The sequence below is a fragment of the Burkholderia sp. HAN2018 genome (genome assembly GCF_024704855.1).
GTDB lineage: Bacteria > Pseudomonadota > Gammaproteobacteria > Burkholderiales > Burkholderiaceae > Burkholderia > Burkholderia cepacia.
In genome coordinates this window covers 41,096-58,401 of sequence record NZ_QOBB01000040.1, presented here as the reverse complement: position 1 = coordinate 58,401, position 17,306 = coordinate 41,096, and the positions used below count along the sequence as shown (strand labels likewise).

The following is a 17,306-nucleotide window of genomic DNA, read 5'->3' as shown; positions in this document are numbered from 1 at the left end:
GGCGCAGCGTCGACTGACCGGTGCGCGCCGAGGCCGGTGGCGGGTCTTCATCTCCTATATCGGCCTGCCGGGCGGAAACTTGAGCGCGGGTGACCGAGCGTGTGCTCAGGCGGGCAGCCAGTGGGGCAGCACGACCCCTTGCCAGAAGAAGAACACCGCGAGCCCTGCCGCGATCGTCACGAGCGGGCGGCGGGTCATTGCCGATACGAGCACGGCCGCCAGCGCGCCGACGAGCTGCGGATTGCGCCAGGTCAGCTCGGCCGTGCCGCCGTGCGGCGAGACGGCCATCGGCACGATGATCGCGGTCAGCACGGTGACGGGCACGAAGCCGAGCGCGGTCCGCACGAGCGGCGGGAAGGCCAGCCGTTCGCCGAACAGGAACAACGTCGAGCGGATCGCGTACGTGATGACGGCCATCCCGAGAATCAGCAGCGCGTAGCTCACGATGCGGCCTCCGTGCGCGAGCCGGCACGCGATCGTTCGTGCAGCAGCGTGAGCGCGACGCCGATCGCGACGCCGGCGGCGACGGCGCCGAGCAGTCCGAGCTTGTACGGCCAGCCCTGCCAGAAGTACGCCAGCGTGCCGGCCGTCACGGCCGCCGCGAAATAGCGCAGGGTGCCGAGCTGCGGGACGACGATCGCAATGAAGGTGGCCGCCATCGCGAAATCGAGGCCGAGCGACTGCAGGCCCGGGAACGCCGCGCCGAAACCGATGCCCGCGAGCGTCCAGACCTGCCAGTTCAGGTACATCGCGAGCCCCGAGCCGAAGAAGTAGTGGGGGCCAATCGCGCCGGGCGGGAAATGCCGGTAGTGCGCATAGGCGACCGCGAACACCTCGTCGGTCATCAGCGCGCCGAGCGTTGCGCGCCAGCGCAGCGGCAGGTGCGCGACATAGGGCGCGAGCGTCGCGCTGTACAGCAGGTGACGCAGGTTCACGATCAGCGTGGTCGCGAGCACGACGACGAAGCTTGCGCTACCCGCGATCAGGCCGAGCGCGATGAACTGCGCGGAGCCCGCGAACACGGCGAGCGACATCAGCGTGCCATGCCACGCGGCGAGCGGGCCGCCGCCGACGAGCGTGCCGAAAATCACGCCGAACGGGGCGGCGCCAATCATCATCGGGATCGTGTCGCGCGCGCCGTCGAGCCATTCGTTGAACGGGCGGCGAGCGGGCGATGCGGGTGTCGGGTTCAAAGGGTGCTCCTCCATGAACGGGAGGATAGCGGGCGGGGGGCGAGCCGGCTTGTATGTTCTTGCGCTTGGGCGGCGAGCCGGTGCTTGCCTGCTTGCAGGCGCCGGCGGCATCGCGTTGGCGGGCCGGACGCCGCGCGTCAGCTCGCCTGCCAGCGCCCGGGCGGTACGCCGAACATGCGTTTGAAATGTCGTGTGAAGTGGCTTTGGTCGACGAAGCCGCTGGCCGCCGCGACATCGGCGACGGGCACGCCCGCGCGCAGCGGCGCCAGCGCGCGCTGCAGGCGCAGCTGGTTGCGCCACGCATGCGGCGGCATGCCGTTCGTGCGGGTGAACAGGCGCGCGGCATGGAACGGCGACAGGCCGGCTGCCTGCGCGACTTCGTCGAGCGTCACCGTGCACGTCAGATCGGCGGCGAGCCGTTCGCGCATCGCGTCGACGCGGGGTTCGTCCGACGCGAGCGGCGCCGGTCGCGGCTGGGCGTCGGCATGGCGCACGATCAGCGTCGACAACGCATCGAGCATCGCCGTTTCGGCGGCGAGCGGATCGTAGATGCGGGGTGCGCCCGTCGCCGGAACGTCAACTGCTTGCCCGTGCGCCTGCGAGGGCAGTGCGTGCTCGCTGCCAGCCTCCATCATCCGGTGTGCCAGCGTGAGCCGCGCCGCCAGGTCGGCGTCGCGAATCACGTCGGGCGCAAACCACGGCGCGTCCTGCGGGCGGCCGGCGATCGCGCTGGTGAGTTCGCGGATGAAATCGACCGGCATGTAGCTGACGCGATAGCACCAGCCCTCGTCGGCCGCACGCGAGCCCGTATGCACTTCGCCGGGATTGATCACCGGCACGGTGCCGGTTTCTGCGACATGGCCGCTGCCGCGATAGGTGAAGCGTTCCGCGCCTTCGAGAATCACGGGGATCGTGTACGCGTCGTGCCAGTGGGGCGCGAACGTATGGTTGCGATAGGTGGCCGTGACGAGATCCGCATCCGGCAGCAGCGGCGTGCGCCAGTAGCGTGCGGAGTCGGGAAGGCGGGTGGCGGACATGATCGGGCGCGGAGCGGTCGAACCGACAGTGTATCGCTCGCGCGCCCGGCAGGCGCGGGCTTTACTTGACCGGAATCGTCGTGCCGGCCGGCATCGGCACCGCGGTGACGGCGTTCTTCGGGCTGCCGCTGACGATGCGGTCGCTGTAGGTCAGGTAGACGATCGTATTGCGCTTGGTGTCGACCACGCGCACGACGTGCAGGGTCTTGAAGATGAACGACATGCGCTCGCTGAACACGTCGGTCTGCTGCTTGAGCGGCTCCTTGAAGCTGATCGGGCCGACCTGCCGGCACGCGATCGACGCTTCGCTCGGATCCTCGGCGACGCCGAGCGTGCCCTTGATCCCGCCGGTGCGCGCGCGCGACACGTAGCAGGTCACGCCGTTCACGACCGGATCGTCATACGCCTCGACGACCACGCGATCGGAGCCCGTGACGCGGAAATGGGTGTTGACGCTGCCGACTTCCTCCGCGTGCGCGAGCGGTGCCGCGGCGAATGCGGAAAGCAGGAGGGCGAGTGGTGCTGAGCGGAGGAGGCGGTGCTTCATCGACGGAACCGGATGCGAATGCGGGACAGAGACTCTAGCATGCGCGCGACCGGGCGACGAAAGCCGAAAGGCGGGCCGGAAAAACAAAAGGCCCGTCGAATGACGGGCCTTTCGCTATTTGGCTCCCCGACCTGGGCTCGAACCAGGGACCTACGGATTAACAGTCCGGCGCTCTACCGACTGAGCTATCGGGGAATAAATCGGTACATCTGCTTGTTTGTCTACCAGCAAAAAGCCCGTCCACTTTCAACGGGCCTTTGCGTTTTTGGCTCCCCGACCTGGGCTCGAACCAGGGACCTACGGATTAACAGTCCGGCGCTCTACCGACTGAGCTATCGGGGAACAAACAACAACAGCAGAGAAACGAGATTGTATGGAGCGTTGATCAACCTGTCAACACTTTTGGGCCGCGGCGCACAAAAATTTTTTTGCGGCCGCTGCGCGATCAGCGCTCGAGCAGGTGCAGCTTGTCCTGCACGTCCTTCCACTCGTCCGCGTCGGCCGGTGCCGGCTTGGTCTTCGTGATCGACGGCCAGTCCTTTGCCAGCTCGGCGTTCAGCGCGGTGAACTGCTGCTGGTCGCCCGGAACGTCTTCTTCGGCATAGATCGCATTGGTCGGGCACTCGGCGACGCACACGGCGCAATCGATGCACTCGTCCGGATCGATGGCGAGAAAGTTGGGACCTTCACGGAAGCAATCCACCGGGCACACATCCACGCAGTCCGTGTATTTGCACTTGATGCAGCCTTCGGTCACAACGTGAGTCATTAAAACGCTCCTGCTTGGCGGTATATATGGGGTGGCGTTTGCGCCAAAACCGGCATTGTAACTGAAGCGCAAAACCCGCATGGCGTGGTCGGCTATCCGGCTTATATCGTTTCGTGATTAGTTTATGGCGGCCCGCAGAAGGGACTCGCCGACGGGGCGCGTGTGCCGTACGGCGGCGTGGCCGGGCAGGGCGGCGGGCGGTTTCGCGATGGTCGGGCCCGCATTCGGGTAACATGGCCGGCAGACCGGGCGGCGCGCGGTGCGCCGGGGCCCTGTCACGATACTGGCGGTGCCGTAATCATGATCATCACTTCGCTGCTCGACACGGATCTCTACAAGTTCACGATGATGCAGGTCGTCCTGCATCACTTTCCTGCCGCAAACGTCGAGTACCGCTTCCGGTGCCGTACGCCCGGCGTCGATCTCGTGCCGTACATCGACGAGATCCGCGACGAGGTGCGCGGCCTGTGTTCGCTGCGCTTCACCGACGTCGAACTCGACTACCTGCGGCGCATGCGCTTCATCAAGAGCGATTTCGTCGACTTCCTCGCGCTGTTCCACCTGAACGAGAAATACATCTCGATCACGCCATCGCCGAAGGGCAACGGCGAGATCGACATCGTGATCGAGGGGCCGTGGCTGCACACGATCCTGTTCGAGATCCCGGTGCTCGCGATCGTCAACGAAGTCTATTTCCGCAACACGCAGCGCGAGCCCGACTATCGCGAAGGTCGCGAGCGGCTGTGCGAGAAGATCAAGCTGCTCGGCGCGAAGCCCGAGTTCGCCGACTGCAAGATCGCCGACTACGGCACGCGCCGGCGCTTCTCGAAGGTGTGGCACGAGGAAGTCGCCCTCACGCTGCGCGACGGGCTCGGCCCGCAGTTCGCCGGCACGAGCAACGTGCTGTACGCGATGAAGCACGGCATCACGCCGCTCGGCACGATGGCGCACGAGTATCTGCAGGCGTGCCAGGCGCTCGGCCCGCGGCTGCGCGATTCGCAGATCTACGGTTTCGAGATGTGGGCGAAGGAATATCGCGGCGACCTCGGGATCGCGCTGTCGGACGTCTACGGGATGGACGCGTTCCTGAACGACTTCGACATGTACTTCTGCAAGCTGTTCGACGGCGCGCGCCACGATTCGGGCGATCCGTTCGAGTGGGGCGAGCGCATGCTGCGCCACTACGAGGCGAACCGCTGCGACCCGCGCACCAAGGTGCTCGTGTTCTCGGATGCGCTCGACATCCCGAAGGTGATGCAGTTGTACGAACGGTTCCGCGGCCGCTGCAAGCTCGCATTCGGCGTCGGCACCAACCTCACGAACGACCTCGGCTACGTGCCGCTGCAGATCGTGATCAAGATGGTTCGCTGCAACGGGCAGCCGGTCGCGAAACTGTCGGATACGCCGGGCAAGAGCATGTGCGACGACAAGGCGTATCTCGCGTACCTGCGCCAGGTGTTCGGCATCGCGCAGCCGGTCGAGGAAGGCGCGTCGAAGTAAGCGTCGGCCGAACGGCCAAAACTGCGTTGCGGCGGGGCCGGCCGGTATAATCCGACGGTATCGCCCGCCAACGTCACGAGGACCGTTCATGGACACTTCCGCTGCCCGTCGCCAGATCCTCGCGCGCATTCGCGCGGCGCAGGGGCGTGCGGCCGAACCCGATGCGGCCGAGCGCGACGGCGTTGCCGACTATCTCGCCCGTCATCCGGAGGGCCCGCGCCCGCCGGCGCCGGCCGACCTCGTCGCGGCATTCGTCGACGAAGCGGCCCGTCTGTCGACGACGGTCGACGAAGTCGCGGCGCTTGCCGATGTGCCGGCCGCCGCGGCCCGCTACCTGTCCGCTCATGGCCTGCCGACGCAGGCCGTCGCATGGCGCACGCTGGCCGATTTCGACTGGGCGGGCGCAGGCCTGTCGGTCGAGTTCCGCAAGCCGCGCGACGGCGATCTGGTCGGCCTTACCGGTTGTTTTTGCGCGACCGCCGAAACGGGCTCGCTGGTGCTGCTGTCCGGCCCCGACACCTATGCGTCGGCGGGCCTGCTGCCGGAAACGCACATCGCGATCGTTCCCGCGTCGCGGATCGTCGCCGGTCATGAAGACGCATTTGCGCTGATCCGCGCGGAGCGCGGCGAATTGCCGCGCGCGGTCAATTTCGTGTCGGGCCCGTCGCGCACGGGCGATATCGAGCAGACCATCGTACTGGGCGCGCACGGCCCGTACCGCGTTCACGTGATCGTCGTACGGGGCGCATGACGCGCCCGCTGCATCCACCACCATTCGAACAAGGAAGTTCTGCATGAAACGACATGCCGCCTGGGCGGGCATGGCGTCGGGGATCGCGCTTGGCGCCGTTCCCGCGCTTGCATCGGCCGCAACGCTCGACGGTGCCGCGCTGTCTGCCCTCTGGGGTATCCCGTTCGCCGGGATCCTGCTGTCCATCGCACTGTTCCCGCTCGTCGCCCCCGTCTTCTGGCATCACCACTTCGGCAAGATTGCCGCCGCGTGGGCGGTCGTGTTCCTGATCCCGTTCGGATTCGCGTTCGGTGCGGGCACCGCGTTCGGCACGCTCGTGCATGCGCTGCTCGAGGAATACATTCCGTTCATCGTGCTGCTCACCGCGCTCTATACGGTCGCGGGCGGCATCTGCGTGAACGGCAATCTGCATGGATCGCCGAAGCTCAATACCGCGATCCTCGCGCTCGGCACGCTGCTCGCGAGCGTGATGGGTACGACGGGCGCCGCGATGCTGCTGATCCGGCCGCTGCTGCGCGCCAACGACAACCGCAAGCATGTCGTGCACGTCGTGATCTTCTTCATCTTCCTCGTCGCGAACGCGGGCGGCTCGCTGTCGCCGCTCGGCGATCCGCCGCTGTTCCTCGGTTTCCTGAACGGCGTGAGCTTCTTCTGGACGACCACGCACCTCGCGCTGCCGATGCTGTTCATCTGCGCGGTGCTGCTGACGCTGTTCTTCGTGCTCGATACGTACTTCTACCGGAAGGGCGGCGAGGAGCGGCCGGCCGTGCTCGACCCGACGCCGGACGGCGCGGCGCTGTCGATCGACGGGAAGATCAACTTCGTGCTGCTCGCGGCCGTGGTTGCGCTCGTGCTGATGAGCGGCATCTGGAAGCCGGGCATCGCGTTCGACGTATGGGGCACGCACGTCGCGCTGCAGAACCTCGTGCGCGATGTCGCGCTCGTGGGCGTGACGCTCGCGTCGCTCGCGCTGACGCCGCGCTCCGCGCGCGAGGGCAACGCGTTCAACTGGGCGCCGATCGAGGAAGTCGCGAAGCTGTTCGCGGGGATCTTCGTGACGATCGCGCCGGTGATCGTGATCCTGCGCGCCGGCGCCGACGGCGCGTTCGCGCAGATCGTCCACCTCGTCACGGGGCCAGACGGCAAGCCGATCGACGCGATGTACTTCTGGGCGACGGGCATCCTGTCGTCGTTCCTCGACAACGCGCCGACCTATCTCGTGTTCTTCAACCTCGCGGGCGGCGATGCCCAGTCGCTGATGACGACCGGCGCGTCGACGCTCGCCGCGATTTCCGCGGGCGCGGTGTTCATGGGCGCGAACAGCTATATCGGCAACGCACCCAACTTCATGGTGAAGGCGATCGCCGAATCGCGCGGCGTGAAGATGCCGAGCTTCTTCGCGTATCTCGGCTGGGCGCTGGTCGTACTGATACCGGTATTCCTGCTGACGTCGTGGCTTTTCTTCACGGCGTAAGCTGACGATTTTCAACCTTGAGCGGGCGGTCCCGGCGGCGCACGGCGCGCTTCGATCCGCCCGCGGCATGCGGAGATGGCGATGCAGAAGATCCTGGTCGCGCGTCCGATCTTTCCGGACGTGATCGAGCGGCTCAAGCAATATTTCGACGTCGACTGGAACAACGGCGACGCACTCGCGCCCGGCGCGCTCGCCGCGCGTCTGGCCGACAAGGACGGTGCGTTGACGGCCGGCGATCCGGTCGGCGCGGCCGAGCTCGCCGCCGCGCCGCGCCTGCGCGTCGTGGCGAACATGGCGGTCGGCTACAACAACTTCGACATGGCTGCGTTCAACGCGGCGAACGTGCTCGGCACCAACACGCCCGACGTGCTGAACGAGTCCACCGCCGATTTCGGCTGGGCGCTGATGATGGCCGCCGCTCGCCGGATCGCCGAATCCGAGCACTGGCTGCGCGCCGGCCACTGGCAGAAGTGGGCTTACGACGGGTTCCTCGGCAGTGACATCTACGGCTCGACGCTCGGCGTGATCGGAATGGGGCGCATCGGCCAGGCGCTCGCGCGCCGCGCGCGCGGCTTCGGGATGCAGGTGATCTATCACAACCGGTCGCGTGTCGCGCCCGAGATCGAGGCCGAGCTGAACGCCGAATACGTATCGAAGGATGCGCTGCTCGCGCGCGCCGATCACGTCGTGCTCGTGCTGCCGTACACGCAGGAAAATCACCATACGATCGGCGCGGCCGAACTCGCGAAGATGAAGCCCACCGCGACGCTGACCAACATCGCGCGCGGCGGGATCGTCGACGACGCGGCGCTGGCCGTCGCGCTGCGCGACGGGACGATCGCCGCCGCCGGCCTCGACGTGTACGAAGGCGAGCCGACGGTGCATCCGGCGTTGCTCGAGGTGCCGAACGTCGTGCTGACGCCGCATATCGCGAGCGCGACCGAAAAAACGCGCCGCGCGATGGCGAACCTCGCCGCCGACAACCTGATCGCCGCGCTGGGCGAAGGGCCGCGCGCGGGGCGGCCGCCGAATCCGATCAACCCTGACGTGATCGGGAAGCCGCGCGCATGACGATGACGTTGTTGCTTGCGGCGGTCGTCGTGCTGGCCGTCGCGCTCGCGGTGGCGATCGTCGCGCTCATGCGTGGCGCTGGCCGTCACGACGATACGGCTGTACTGGGCGACCAGATCGAGGACGCCGCGCACGCGCAGGCGCGCGCGGTCGAGCGGCTCGAACGCGAATTGCGCGGCGAGATCGTCGAGAACGCGCGCGGCTCGCGCACCGAGCTGGCCGGCAGTTTCGCCCAGCTTCAGCAGACGCTCGCCGCGCAGCTGACGAGCGTGGCGACCGTGCAGAACAACCAGGTCGAGGGCTTCGCCCAGCAGCTCGGCAAGCTCGTCGCCGGCAATGCGCAGCAGTTCGACGCGATGCGCGAGAGCCTGCAGCGTCAGGCGCAGCAGGCGCGCGAGGAGCAGACGGGCGCGCTCAGGCTGTTCGGCGACACGTTGAACCGGCAGCTCACGCAACTGACCGAGGCGAACGATCGCCGGATCGGCGAAGTGCGCGCGACGCTCGAGCAGCGGCTGAAGGAAATCGAGACGAACAATGCGGCGAAGCTCGAGGAGATGCGCCGCACCGTCGACGAGAAACTGCACGCGACGCTCGAGCAGCGGCTCGGCGAATCGTTCAAGCTCGTGTCGGACCGGCTCGAGCAGGTGCATCGCGGGCTCGGCGAGATGCAGACGCTCGCGGCGGGCGTCGGCGATCTGAAGAAAGTGCTGACCAACGTGAAGACGCGCGGCACCTGGGGCGAAGTGCAGCTCGAGGCGCTGCTCGAGCAGATGCTGACGCCCGAGCAGTACGCGAAGAACGTCGCGACGGTGCCGAAGAGCAGCGAGCGCGTCGAGTTCGCGATCCGGCTGCCGGGGCGCGATGCCGGTACGCGCGACGCGCCGCCCGTGTGGCTGCCGATCGACGCGAAATTCCCGCGCGAGGATTACGAGCGGTTGATCGACGCGCAGGAGCGCGCCGATGCGGCGGCGGTCGAGGAAGCGGCCCGCGCGCTCGAAGCGCGCGTGCGGCTCGAGGCGCGCACGATCGCCGAGAAATACGTCGCGCCGCCGCACACGACCGATTTCGCGCTGTTGTTCCTGCCGACCGAAGGGCTCTATGCGGAGATCCTGCGTCGCCCGGGGCTGACCGACCTGCTGCAGCGCGACTATCGCGTGACGGTGGCCGGCCCGACGACGCTCACCGCACTGTTGAACAGCCTGCAGATGGGTTTCCGCACACTCGCGATCGAGCAACGATCGAGCGAGGTGTGGCAGGTGCTCGGCGCGGTAAAAACGGAATTCGGCAAGTTCGGCGACGTGCTCGCACGTACGAAGGCGCAGCTCGAAACGGTCACGCGCTCGATCGAGTCCGCCGAGCAGCGTACGCGCGTGATGAACCGCAAGCTGAAGCAGGTCGAGGCGCTGCCGGGCGACGCGGCGGCCGGGCTGCTCGGTGCGGAAGGTAGCGACGGCGCCGATGCGGACGACGCGTGACGCGTGTTGCCGATACCGGCCGGAACGAAAACGGGCGCCGCGGCGCCCGTTTTTTCATTCAGCGATTGTCGGTGCGGCCGCGATGCGCTCAATGCCCGGCGAGCGTGTCCAGCGCGTCGCCCGTCACGCGAACGATGCGCCAGTCGGGCAGCACGGTGGCGCCCATCTTCTCGTAGAAATCGATCGCAGGCTGGTTCCAGTCGAGAACCGACCATTCGAAGCGCCCGCAACGGCGCTCGACGGCCAGGGCCGCGAGGTGACGCAGCATCGCGGTGCCGAGGCCCGTGCCGCGTTGCGACGGCTGCACGTACAGATCCTCGAGATAGAGGCCGCGGCGGCCGAGGAACGTCGAGTAATTGTGGAAGAACAGCGCATACGCGACGATTGCGCCGTCGTGTTCGGCCACCCGTGCCTCGGCGGCAGGCCGCGCGCCGAACAGTGCGTCGGCGAGGTCGGCCTCGGTCGCGACGAACAGGTGCGTGAGCTTCTCGAATTCGGCGAGCTCGCGCATCAGCGCGAGGATCGCACCGACGTCGCTCGCTTGCGCCGCACGGATCAGCGGCGTGCCGCTCACGCTTCCTCCGGCGGATCGGACAGCACGATCTCGATGCCGCCGAAGCGCGATGCGACCCAGTTGTACGCGTGGCACGCGATCCACAGCAACACGAAGCCGAGGATGGCGTTCAGCAGCAGCGCGCTCAGGATCGTGCTCAGTTCGACCATCCCGTAACGAACGTAGGCGACGAGAATGCCGAGCAGCACGATCGGCACGCTGAACGTCAGGTAGACGAGGATCAGCGCCTTTGCGGTCTGCCCCGCGGCGATCGACGAAATTTGTTTCTTCATGTGCGGATTGCCCCCGTAGAGATATACCGATAGTGGAATTCAGATCAGGCCGTCGAACGGCAGGATGTCGACCGGGGTGCCCGCGTCGACTGCCGCGGTATCGTGGCCCAGGACGATGAAACAGTTGGCGGCCGAGAGGCTGCTCAGCGACGCGGAACTCTGCGAGCCGGCAGGTGCGACGTGCCAGCGGCCGTCGGCGGCGCGTGTCGCGATGCCGCGCAGATAGTCGGTGCGGCCCGGGCGCGTCTTCAGCGCATGCGTGCTGAGTGCCGTATGCATCGCCGGCGGCTGGGCCTGCGCGCCGGCCAGCGTCAGCAATGCGGGGCGCACGATCGCGTAGAACGTCACGGCGGACGCGACCGGATTGCCGGGCAGGCCGAAGAACAGCGCGTGACCGGTGCCACCGGGCGCGCGTGCGAGCGTGCCGCACGCGAGCGGCCGGCCGGGACGCAGCGCGAGGCTGGCGAACGTCACGTCGCCGAGCCGTGCCATCACGTCGCGCGTGAAGTCGGCTTCGCCGACCGATACGCCGCCGGACGTGATCACCGCGTCGGCCTGCGCGGCGACGGCGTCGCGCAATGCGGCTTCGAGCGCGGCCGGGTCGTCGCGGACGATCCCGAGGTCGACCGCGTCGACATGCAGTCGTTCGAGCATCGCGATCAGCATCCCGCGATTGCTGTCGTACAGTGCGCCGGGGCCGAGCGGCTCGCCGGGCTCGCGCAGTTCGTCGCCGGTGGAGAACACGGCGACGCGCACGCGCCGGCGCACCGTGACCTCGGTGATGCCGAACGACGCGAGCAGGCCGAGATCGGACGGTCGCAGGATGCGGCCCGCGGCGAGCGCGCAGGCGCCGCGCGCGAGATCCTCGCCGGCCTTGCGGCAGTTCGCGCCGCGCGCGATGTCATGCGCGACGAAGCGAATCGTGTCGCCGTCGGCGCGCACGCGTTCCTGCGGAATCACCGTGTCGCATCCGGCCGGCATCGGCGCGCCCGTCATGATGCGCACGCATGATCCGGCCGCCACGGTGCCGTCGAACGGATGGCCGGCGAGCGCGGTGCCGGCGACCGTCAGCGCGACATCCGCTTGCGGCGCCGCGTGCGTGCCGGTGCTGCCGTCGAACGCGTAGCCGTCCATCGCCGAGTTGTCGTACGCGGGAATGTCGAACGGTGCGTTCACGTCGGCCGCGAGCACGCGGTCGAGCGCATTGCGCAGCGCCACCGTCTCGCACGCCGCGACGGGCACCGCAAAGCGGCACGCGAGTGCCTGCGCGTCGGCGAGCGACAGCGGGGCATCGGAATCGGGGGCGCTTCGGGAGGCGGGCGAGGATTGCGTGATCATCAGTCGGACTGCGCCGCAAGGCGTATCGGGTTCGTGGCCGGTGGCGCGAGGAGGGTGCCTGGGCGCGGGTTTCGCGTGCGGCGGGCGGGAACCGCGCGAGTGCCGTCAGCGGCGGGCCAGCGCGGCGAGTTCCTGCCAGGAGTTGGCATTGTAAAACGCACGCTCGTCGTGAAACTCGACTTCGACCGTCTTGTGGCGTGCGTACCACGCACGCACCTTGCGGTCGCCGGCCGCGAGCCGGGCGGCGAGATCGTCGGCCAGCGACGTGCGCAGCAGCGCGAACGTCGGCTGCGGCGAGCGCGCCTGTTGCGCGTCGACGGTCACCGCCATGGCGATGTCGGCCTGCTGCGCGTCGAGCGCCGCGTGCAGCCGTGCGACGAGGTCGGCGGGCAGGTAGGGCGTATCGCATGGCGAGCACGCGACGAGCGGCGCGCGTGCCGCCCGCATGCCGGCGAGCAGGCCCGCGAGCGGGCCGGGGAAGTCGGGCGTTTCGTCCGCGACGATGCGCGCGTCGAACGGCGCACCGAGTTCGGCATAACGATCGGCATGGCGATTCGCGCTGATCAGTGTTTCGTCGACCTGTGGCGAGAGACGGCGCAGCACGTGCAACGCGAGCGGCGTGCCGTCGAGCAACTGCAGGCCCTTGTCGACGCCGTCCATGCGCGTGGCCCGCCCGCCTGCGAGCAGCAGGCCGGCGATCGAGGGAGAGGTGGAAGCAGGCATCGCGAGAAGGCGGAGGGCAGCGTGCGTCAGCCGCCGATATACGACATCTCGACACGCTTGCCGGCGCCGTCGGGCACGGTGTCGGCGGACGCGCTGCCGCGCAGCTGCGAATAACGGTCGGTGCGGGCCTGCCAGATGCGGGCGATCGCGGTCGCGATCTCGGCGTCGCTCGCGCCGCCGCGCACGAGTGCGCGCAGGTCGTGGCCCGTCGACGCGAACAGGCACAGGTACAGCTTGCCTTCGGTCGACAGCCGCGCGCGCGTGCAGTCGCCGCAGAAGGCCTGCGTGACGCTCGAAATCACGCCGAGCTCGCCGCTGCCGTCCGCGTAGCCCCAGCGTTGCGCGGTTTCTGCCGCCGTGTGCGGCTCGAGCGGTACGAGCGGGAAGTGTTCGGCGATGCGTGCGATGACGTCCGCCGACGGCAGCACCTCGGTCATGTTCCAGCCGTTCGACGTACCGACGTCCATGTACTCGATGAAGCGCAGGATCACGCCGGTACCGCGGAAACGCTCCGCCATCGGCAGGATCTCGCTGTCATTGGTGCCGCGCTTCACGACCATGTTGACCTTGACCGGCGCGAGGCCCGCGGCCTGGGCGGCGAAGATGCCGTCGAGCACGTCGGCGCTCGCGAACTCGGCATCGTTCATGCGCTTGAACAGCGTATCGTCGAGCGCGTCGAGGCTGACCGTCACGCGCGTGAGCCCGGCGTCCTTCAGCGCGCGCGCCTTGCGGGCGAGCAGCGAACCGTTGGTCGTGAGCGTCAGGTCGAGCGGGCGTCCGTCATGCGTGGTCAGGCGGGCGAGGCGCTCGATCAGGAATTCGAGATTCTTGCGCAGCAGCGGCTCGCCGCCCGTGATGCGGATCTTCTCGACGCCGTGTGCGACAAAGAGTCGCGCCACGCGTTCGATTTCCTCATGCGTGAGCAGCGCGCTGTGCGGCAGGAACGGGTAGTCCTTGTCGAAGACGGCGCGCGGCATGCAGTACACGCAGCGGAAGTTGCAGCGATCCGTCACCGAAATGCGCAGGTCGCGCAGCGGCCTGGCGAGCGTGTCGGCCAGCGTGCCGTCCGGGGCGTGCGCGACGCCGGAGACGTCCGGCATCCCGCTGACGTCGGCGAGAGGAATGATGCGTCGGGACATGTTGAAAGAAGTGCGAACCAAGCCTCTATTTTAGCCGCAAGCGGCGGGCCGGGCCGGTGGGCGGAAACCCGCAGCGGGACGTGAAAAAGCCCGCCGGAGGCGGGCTTTTCCTGGTCGGGCGATGTGCCGGTCAGTGATGCGTCGTTTCGACCTGCTGCATCGGGGCCGTATCGACCGGCGGCAGTGCCTTGCGTTCGCGCGGCACGCGAGCCGGACGCGGGAGTCGCGACGCGGCTTCCTGCGCGGCGGCGAACTTGTCGGCGTCCGTGTTCACCCAGACGAGACCGGCCTGCTCCAGCACGACATCCAGGCTCGCCGAAGCGGGCGCGGCTGCCGGTTGTGCGGGAACCGGTGCCGGTGCTGCGACGGCCTCGACCGGCGCAGCTTCGACCGGTGCCGGCTCGACAGCCGCCGGAGCGGCTTCGATCGCCACGGCCGGCGCGACTTGCTCGACGGGCGCGGACTGCGGTGCTTCGACCGCGGCAGGCGCTGCCGGCACTTCGAACGCGTCCGTCGGCGAAACCGCGACCGGAGCCGGACCGGCTTCCGTTTCGACGGCCGGTGCGACCGGAGCCGGTTCTGCCGCGTGGGCAACAACCGCCGGTTCGACCGGAGCCGCTTCGACGTGTACCGGTGCCGGCTGCGGCTCGGCAGCGGCCGGCGCAACCGGTTCGGCGTGGTGCTCGACCGCTGCTTCGGCGACGACGGCGCCTGCCGCAGCCGCGGCCACGACGACTGCCGGTGCGGCCGTGTGGGCCGGTTCGGCAGCAGCCGGTGCTTCCGGCGTCACGGCTTGCACGGCGGTTTCGCCATCTGCGCCTTGCTCGGCGTGGTCGACGACTGCGCCGTCTTCCTCGCGCTCGCGGCGACCGCCGCGGCGGCCGCGACGGCGACGGCGACGTTCCTCGCCATCACGCGCGCCGGCTTCCGCGTCGGCTGCCAGTTCGGCGCCGGGCAGGGCCTCGGCGACGGCCTTGTCGGCGTCCGGTTCCGGATGCGTTTCGCCACGGTTGACCGTTTCGAGCGTAGCCGCATGCTGGGTCGGCTTGCGGCGCTCGCCGCGCTCGCGACGTTCCTGACGCTCGCCACGGCCGGCGGCTTCGACGCCTTCCGGCTGCTCGGCACGTTCGCGCGGTTCGCGGTTCTCGCGCGGTTCGCGGCTTTCACGCGGCTCGCGGCCTTCGCGCGGGCCACGGCCCTCGCGACCTTCGCGGCCCTCACGGCCTTCGCGGATCTCGCGACCTTCACGCGGCTCACGGCCCTCGCGCGGTTCGCGGTTCTCGCGCGGCTCACGTGCTTCACGCACTTCCTTGCCTTCGCGTTCCTGGCGTTGCTGCTGGCCGCGGCCTGCCGCAGCCTGGTCGCGTCCGCCTTGTGCCTGCTGGGCGCCGCCGCGACGGTTGCGGTTGCGATCGCCGCCGCGTTCGCCGCGTTGCTCGGACTTCTCGGCGCGTTCGCCGCGAGCCGGGCGGGCTGCCTGCTCCTTCGCCGGTGCCGGGGCAACCGGTGCGGGCGCCGGAGCCGGCGCCACACCGAACAGGCCCTTCAGCCAGCCGATGAAACCGCCGCTTGCCGGCGCGACGGGCGCGGGCGCGGCAACGGGTTCGACCGGACGCTGAGGTGCCGGGCTCGGCGCCGGACGCTCGGGCGTGATGCCCTTGACCGCGGCTTCCTGCTTCGGCTTCACTTCCGCCGCGCGCTTGCTGTAGCCGGTTTCCGACTCGAGTTCGCGGGCCGCTTCCTCGGCCATCTTCCAGGATGCGCGCGGATCGTCGAGACGTGCGTCGTCGTGGCGCAGGCGCTCGAGCTTGTAGTGCGGCGTATCGAGGTGCTTGTTCGGGATCAGCACGATGCCGACCTTGAAGCGCGACTCGATCTTGTTGATTTCCTGACGCTTTTCGTTGAGCAGGAAGGCGGTCACCTCGACCGGCACCTGGCAGTGGATCGCCGCGGTGTTTTCCTTCATCGCTTCTTCCTGAATGATCCGCAGGACCTGCAGCGCGGACGATTCGGTATCGCGGATGTGGCCGGTGCCGTTACAACGCGGGCAGGTCACGTGGCTGCCTTCCGACAGGGCCGGACGCAGGCGCTGGCGCGACAGCTCCATCAGGCCGAAACGGGAGATCTTGCCCATCTGGACACGCGCGCGGTCATGCTTGAGCGCGTCTTTCAGGCGCTGCTCGACTTCGCGCTGGCTCTTCGCCGATTCCATGTCGATGAAATCGATCACGATCAGGCCGCCGAGGTCGCGCAGGCGGAGCTGGCGGGCGACTTCGTCGGCCGCTTCGAGGTTCGTGCGGGTCGCCGTTTCCTCGATGTCCGCGCCCTTGGTCGCGCGCGCCGAGTTCACGTCGATCGCGACGAGCGCTTCGGTGTGGTCGATCACGATCGCGCCGCCCGACGGCAGCGGCACCGTACGCGAGTACGCGGTCTCGATCTGGTGCTCGATCTGGAAGCGGGAGAACAGCGGCACGTCGTCGTGGTAGCGCTTCACCTTCGCGACGTTGTCCGGCATCACGATGTCCATGAATGCACGGGCCTGATCGTGGATCTCGTTCGTATCGATCAGGATTTCGCCGATATCGGGCTGGAAATAGTCCCGGATCGCGCGGATCACGAGGCTCGATTCCAGGTAGATCAGCATCGGCTGGCCGGCGTTGCCGCTTTGCGACGCCGCTTCGATCGCGCGCCACAGTTGCAGCAGGTAGTTCAGGTCCCACTGCAGTTCCTCGGCGCTGCGGCCGATGCCCGCGGTACGGGCGATCATGCTCATGCCGTCCGGAATCTGCAGTTGCGCCATCGTTTCGCGCAGTTCCTGACGCTCGTCGCCTTCGATCCGGCGCGACACGCCGCCGCCGCGCGGGTTGTTCGGCATCAGCACCAGGTAGCGGCCGGCGAGCGAGATGAAGGTGGTGAGGGCGGCGCCCTTGTTGCCGCGCTCTTCCTTCTCGACCTGGACGATCAGCTCCTGGCCTTCGCGCAGCGCATCCTGGATGCGCGCGGAGCGCATGTCGATGCCTTCCTTGAAATACTGGCGGGCGACTTCCTTGAACGGCAGGAACCCGTGGCGGTCTTCGCCGTAATTGACGAAGCACGCTTCGAGCGACGGCTCGATACGGGTGATGACACCTTTGTAGATATTGCCTTTGCGCTGTTCGCGCCCGGCGGTTTCGATGTCGATGTCGATGAGCTTCTGCCCATCGACGATGGCGACGCGCAGCTCCTCCTGCTGCGTCGCATTGAACAGCATGCGTTTCATGAACGGCTCCAGGCGGCTCCGCTGCCGGCGCCTCGCGGTTGTCAGTCGCGAGGGCGGGAACGACGGCAGGCCGCACCTTGTTGTGTTGTCACAAGCACGCTGGAGCGGGAACGATGGCGGGGAGAATTGCCTGAAGAGGCGCTTGGGCCCCGAAAGACGGGGCCGGCGGCCGTAGGGCACCTGC

Annotated in this window: 16 protein-coding genes and 2 tRNA genes; 5 read left to right on the top strand and 13 right to left on the bottom strand. The window is 68.2% G+C overall.

Going from position 1 to position 17,306, the window contains the following annotated elements:
• Positions 1-105: 105 nt before the first annotated feature.
• From DPV74_RS13155 to fdxA, 7 genes are all read right to left on the bottom strand, one after another.
• Complete coding sequence (locus DPV74_RS13155; RefSeq protein WP_119337353.1) at positions 106-444, bottom strand: AzlD domain-containing protein; 339 nt, start codon at positions 442-444, stop codon at positions 106-108.
• Complete coding sequence (locus DPV74_RS13150) at positions 441-1,208, bottom strand: AzlC family ABC transporter permease (protein WP_059486557.1); 768 nt, start codon at positions 1,206-1,208, stop codon at positions 441-443. Before DPV74_RS13150 ends, DPV74_RS13155 begins: the two co-directional genes overlap by 4 nt.
• A 122-nt stretch (positions 1,209-1,330) precedes the next feature.
• Entirely contained in the window at positions 1,331-2,230 is a 900-nt protein-coding gene (locus DPV74_RS13145) for an AraC family transcriptional regulator (RefSeq protein WP_119337352.1), read from the bottom strand.
• 61 nt (positions 2,231-2,291) lie between these two features.
• Positions 2,292-2,777, bottom strand: a complete 486-nt coding sequence (locus DPV74_RS13140) for a CreA family protein (protein WP_027788025.1) — start codon at positions 2,775-2,777, stop codon at positions 2,292-2,294.
• 119 nt (positions 2,778-2,896) lie between these two features.
• A tRNA-Asn gene (locus tag DPV74_RS13135) sits at positions 2,897-2,972 on the bottom strand.
• A gap of 71 nt (positions 2,973-3,043) precedes the next feature.
• Positions 3,044-3,119: transfer RNA gene (locus tag DPV74_RS13130), tRNA-Asn, on the bottom strand.
• Positions 3,120-3,222: 103 nt separating this feature from the next.
• Positions 3,223-3,546 (bottom strand): ferredoxin FdxA, encoded by a 324-nt coding sequence (fdxA, locus tag DPV74_RS13125; RefSeq protein WP_011351384.1) that lies wholly within the window; start codon positions 3,544-3,546, stop codon positions 3,223-3,225.
• A 300-nt stretch (positions 3,547-3,846) separates the two neighbouring features.
• Between fdxA and pncB the strand changes: the two genes are divergently transcribed.
• From pncB to rmuC, 5 genes are all read left to right on the top strand, one after another.
• Positions 3,847-5,046, top strand: a complete 1,200-nt coding sequence (pncB, locus tag DPV74_RS13120; protein ID WP_021159717.1) for a nicotinate phosphoribosyltransferase — start codon at positions 3,847-3,849, stop codon at positions 5,044-5,046.
• 88 nt (positions 5,047-5,134) lie between these two features.
• The gene (locus DPV74_RS13115) at positions 5,135-5,797 is read left to right on the top strand and encodes a lactate utilization protein C (protein WP_060196080.1); all 663 of its coding nucleotides are present in this window, start codon (positions 5,135-5,137) and stop codon (positions 5,795-5,797) included.
• A gap of 43 nt (positions 5,798-5,840) precedes the next feature.
• Positions 5,841-7,271, top strand: a complete 1,431-nt coding sequence (locus DPV74_RS13110; RefSeq protein WP_027788023.1) for a sodium:proton antiporter — start codon at positions 5,841-5,843, stop codon at positions 7,269-7,271.
• Between the two features lie 81 nt (positions 7,272-7,352).
• The gene (locus tag DPV74_RS13105; protein WP_021159714.1) at positions 7,353-8,342 is read left to right on the top strand and encodes a D-glycerate dehydrogenase; all 990 of its coding nucleotides are present in this window, start codon (positions 7,353-7,355) and stop codon (positions 8,340-8,342) included.
• The gene (gene rmuC, locus DPV74_RS13100; RefSeq protein ID WP_021159713.1) at positions 8,339-9,817 is read left to right on the top strand and encodes a DNA recombination protein RmuC; all 1,479 of its coding nucleotides are present in this window, start codon (positions 8,339-8,341) and stop codon (positions 9,815-9,817) included. The genes DPV74_RS13105 and rmuC overlap by 4 nt, the downstream gene beginning before the upstream one ends.
• Positions 9,818-9,905: 88 nt before the next feature.
• On the opposite strand, the gene DPV74_RS13095 is transcribed toward rmuC, so the two are convergent.
• The 6 genes from DPV74_RS13095 to DPV74_RS13070 form a co-directional block, all read right to left on the bottom strand.
• The gene (locus tag DPV74_RS13095; RefSeq protein WP_027788021.1) at positions 9,906-10,391 is read right to left on the bottom strand and encodes a GNAT family N-acetyltransferase; all 486 of its coding nucleotides are present in this window, start codon (positions 10,389-10,391) and stop codon (positions 9,906-9,908) included.
• Complete coding sequence (locus DPV74_RS13090) at positions 10,388-10,663, bottom strand: hypothetical protein (protein WP_006401288.1); 276 nt, start codon at positions 10,661-10,663, stop codon at positions 10,388-10,390. Before DPV74_RS13090 ends, DPV74_RS13095 begins: the two co-directional genes overlap by 4 nt.
• A 39-nt stretch (positions 10,664-10,702) precedes the next feature.
• Positions 10,703-12,001: a gephyrin-like molybdotransferase Glp gene (glp, locus tag DPV74_RS13085; protein WP_119337351.1), complete on the bottom strand. Its 1,299-nt coding sequence runs from the start codon at positions 11,999-12,001 to the stop codon at positions 10,703-10,705.
• Between the two features lie 105 nt (positions 12,002-12,106).
• Positions 12,107-12,724, bottom strand: a complete 618-nt coding sequence (gene mobA / locus DPV74_RS13080) for a molybdenum cofactor guanylyltransferase MobA (protein WP_048022956.1) — start codon at positions 12,722-12,724, stop codon at positions 12,107-12,109.
• A gap of 26 nt (positions 12,725-12,750) precedes the next feature.
• A complete protein-coding gene (moaA, locus tag DPV74_RS13075; RefSeq protein WP_021159709.1) occupies positions 12,751-13,863 on the bottom strand; it encodes a GTP 3',8-cyclase MoaA in 1,113 nt (370 codons plus the stop codon).
• Between the two features lie 130 nt (positions 13,864-13,993).
• Positions 13,994-17,122: an Rne/Rng family ribonuclease gene (locus DPV74_RS13070; protein ID WP_119337350.1), complete on the bottom strand. Its 3,129-nt coding sequence runs from the start codon at positions 17,120-17,122 to the stop codon at positions 13,994-13,996.
• Positions 17,123-17,306: the final 184 nt, after the last annotated feature.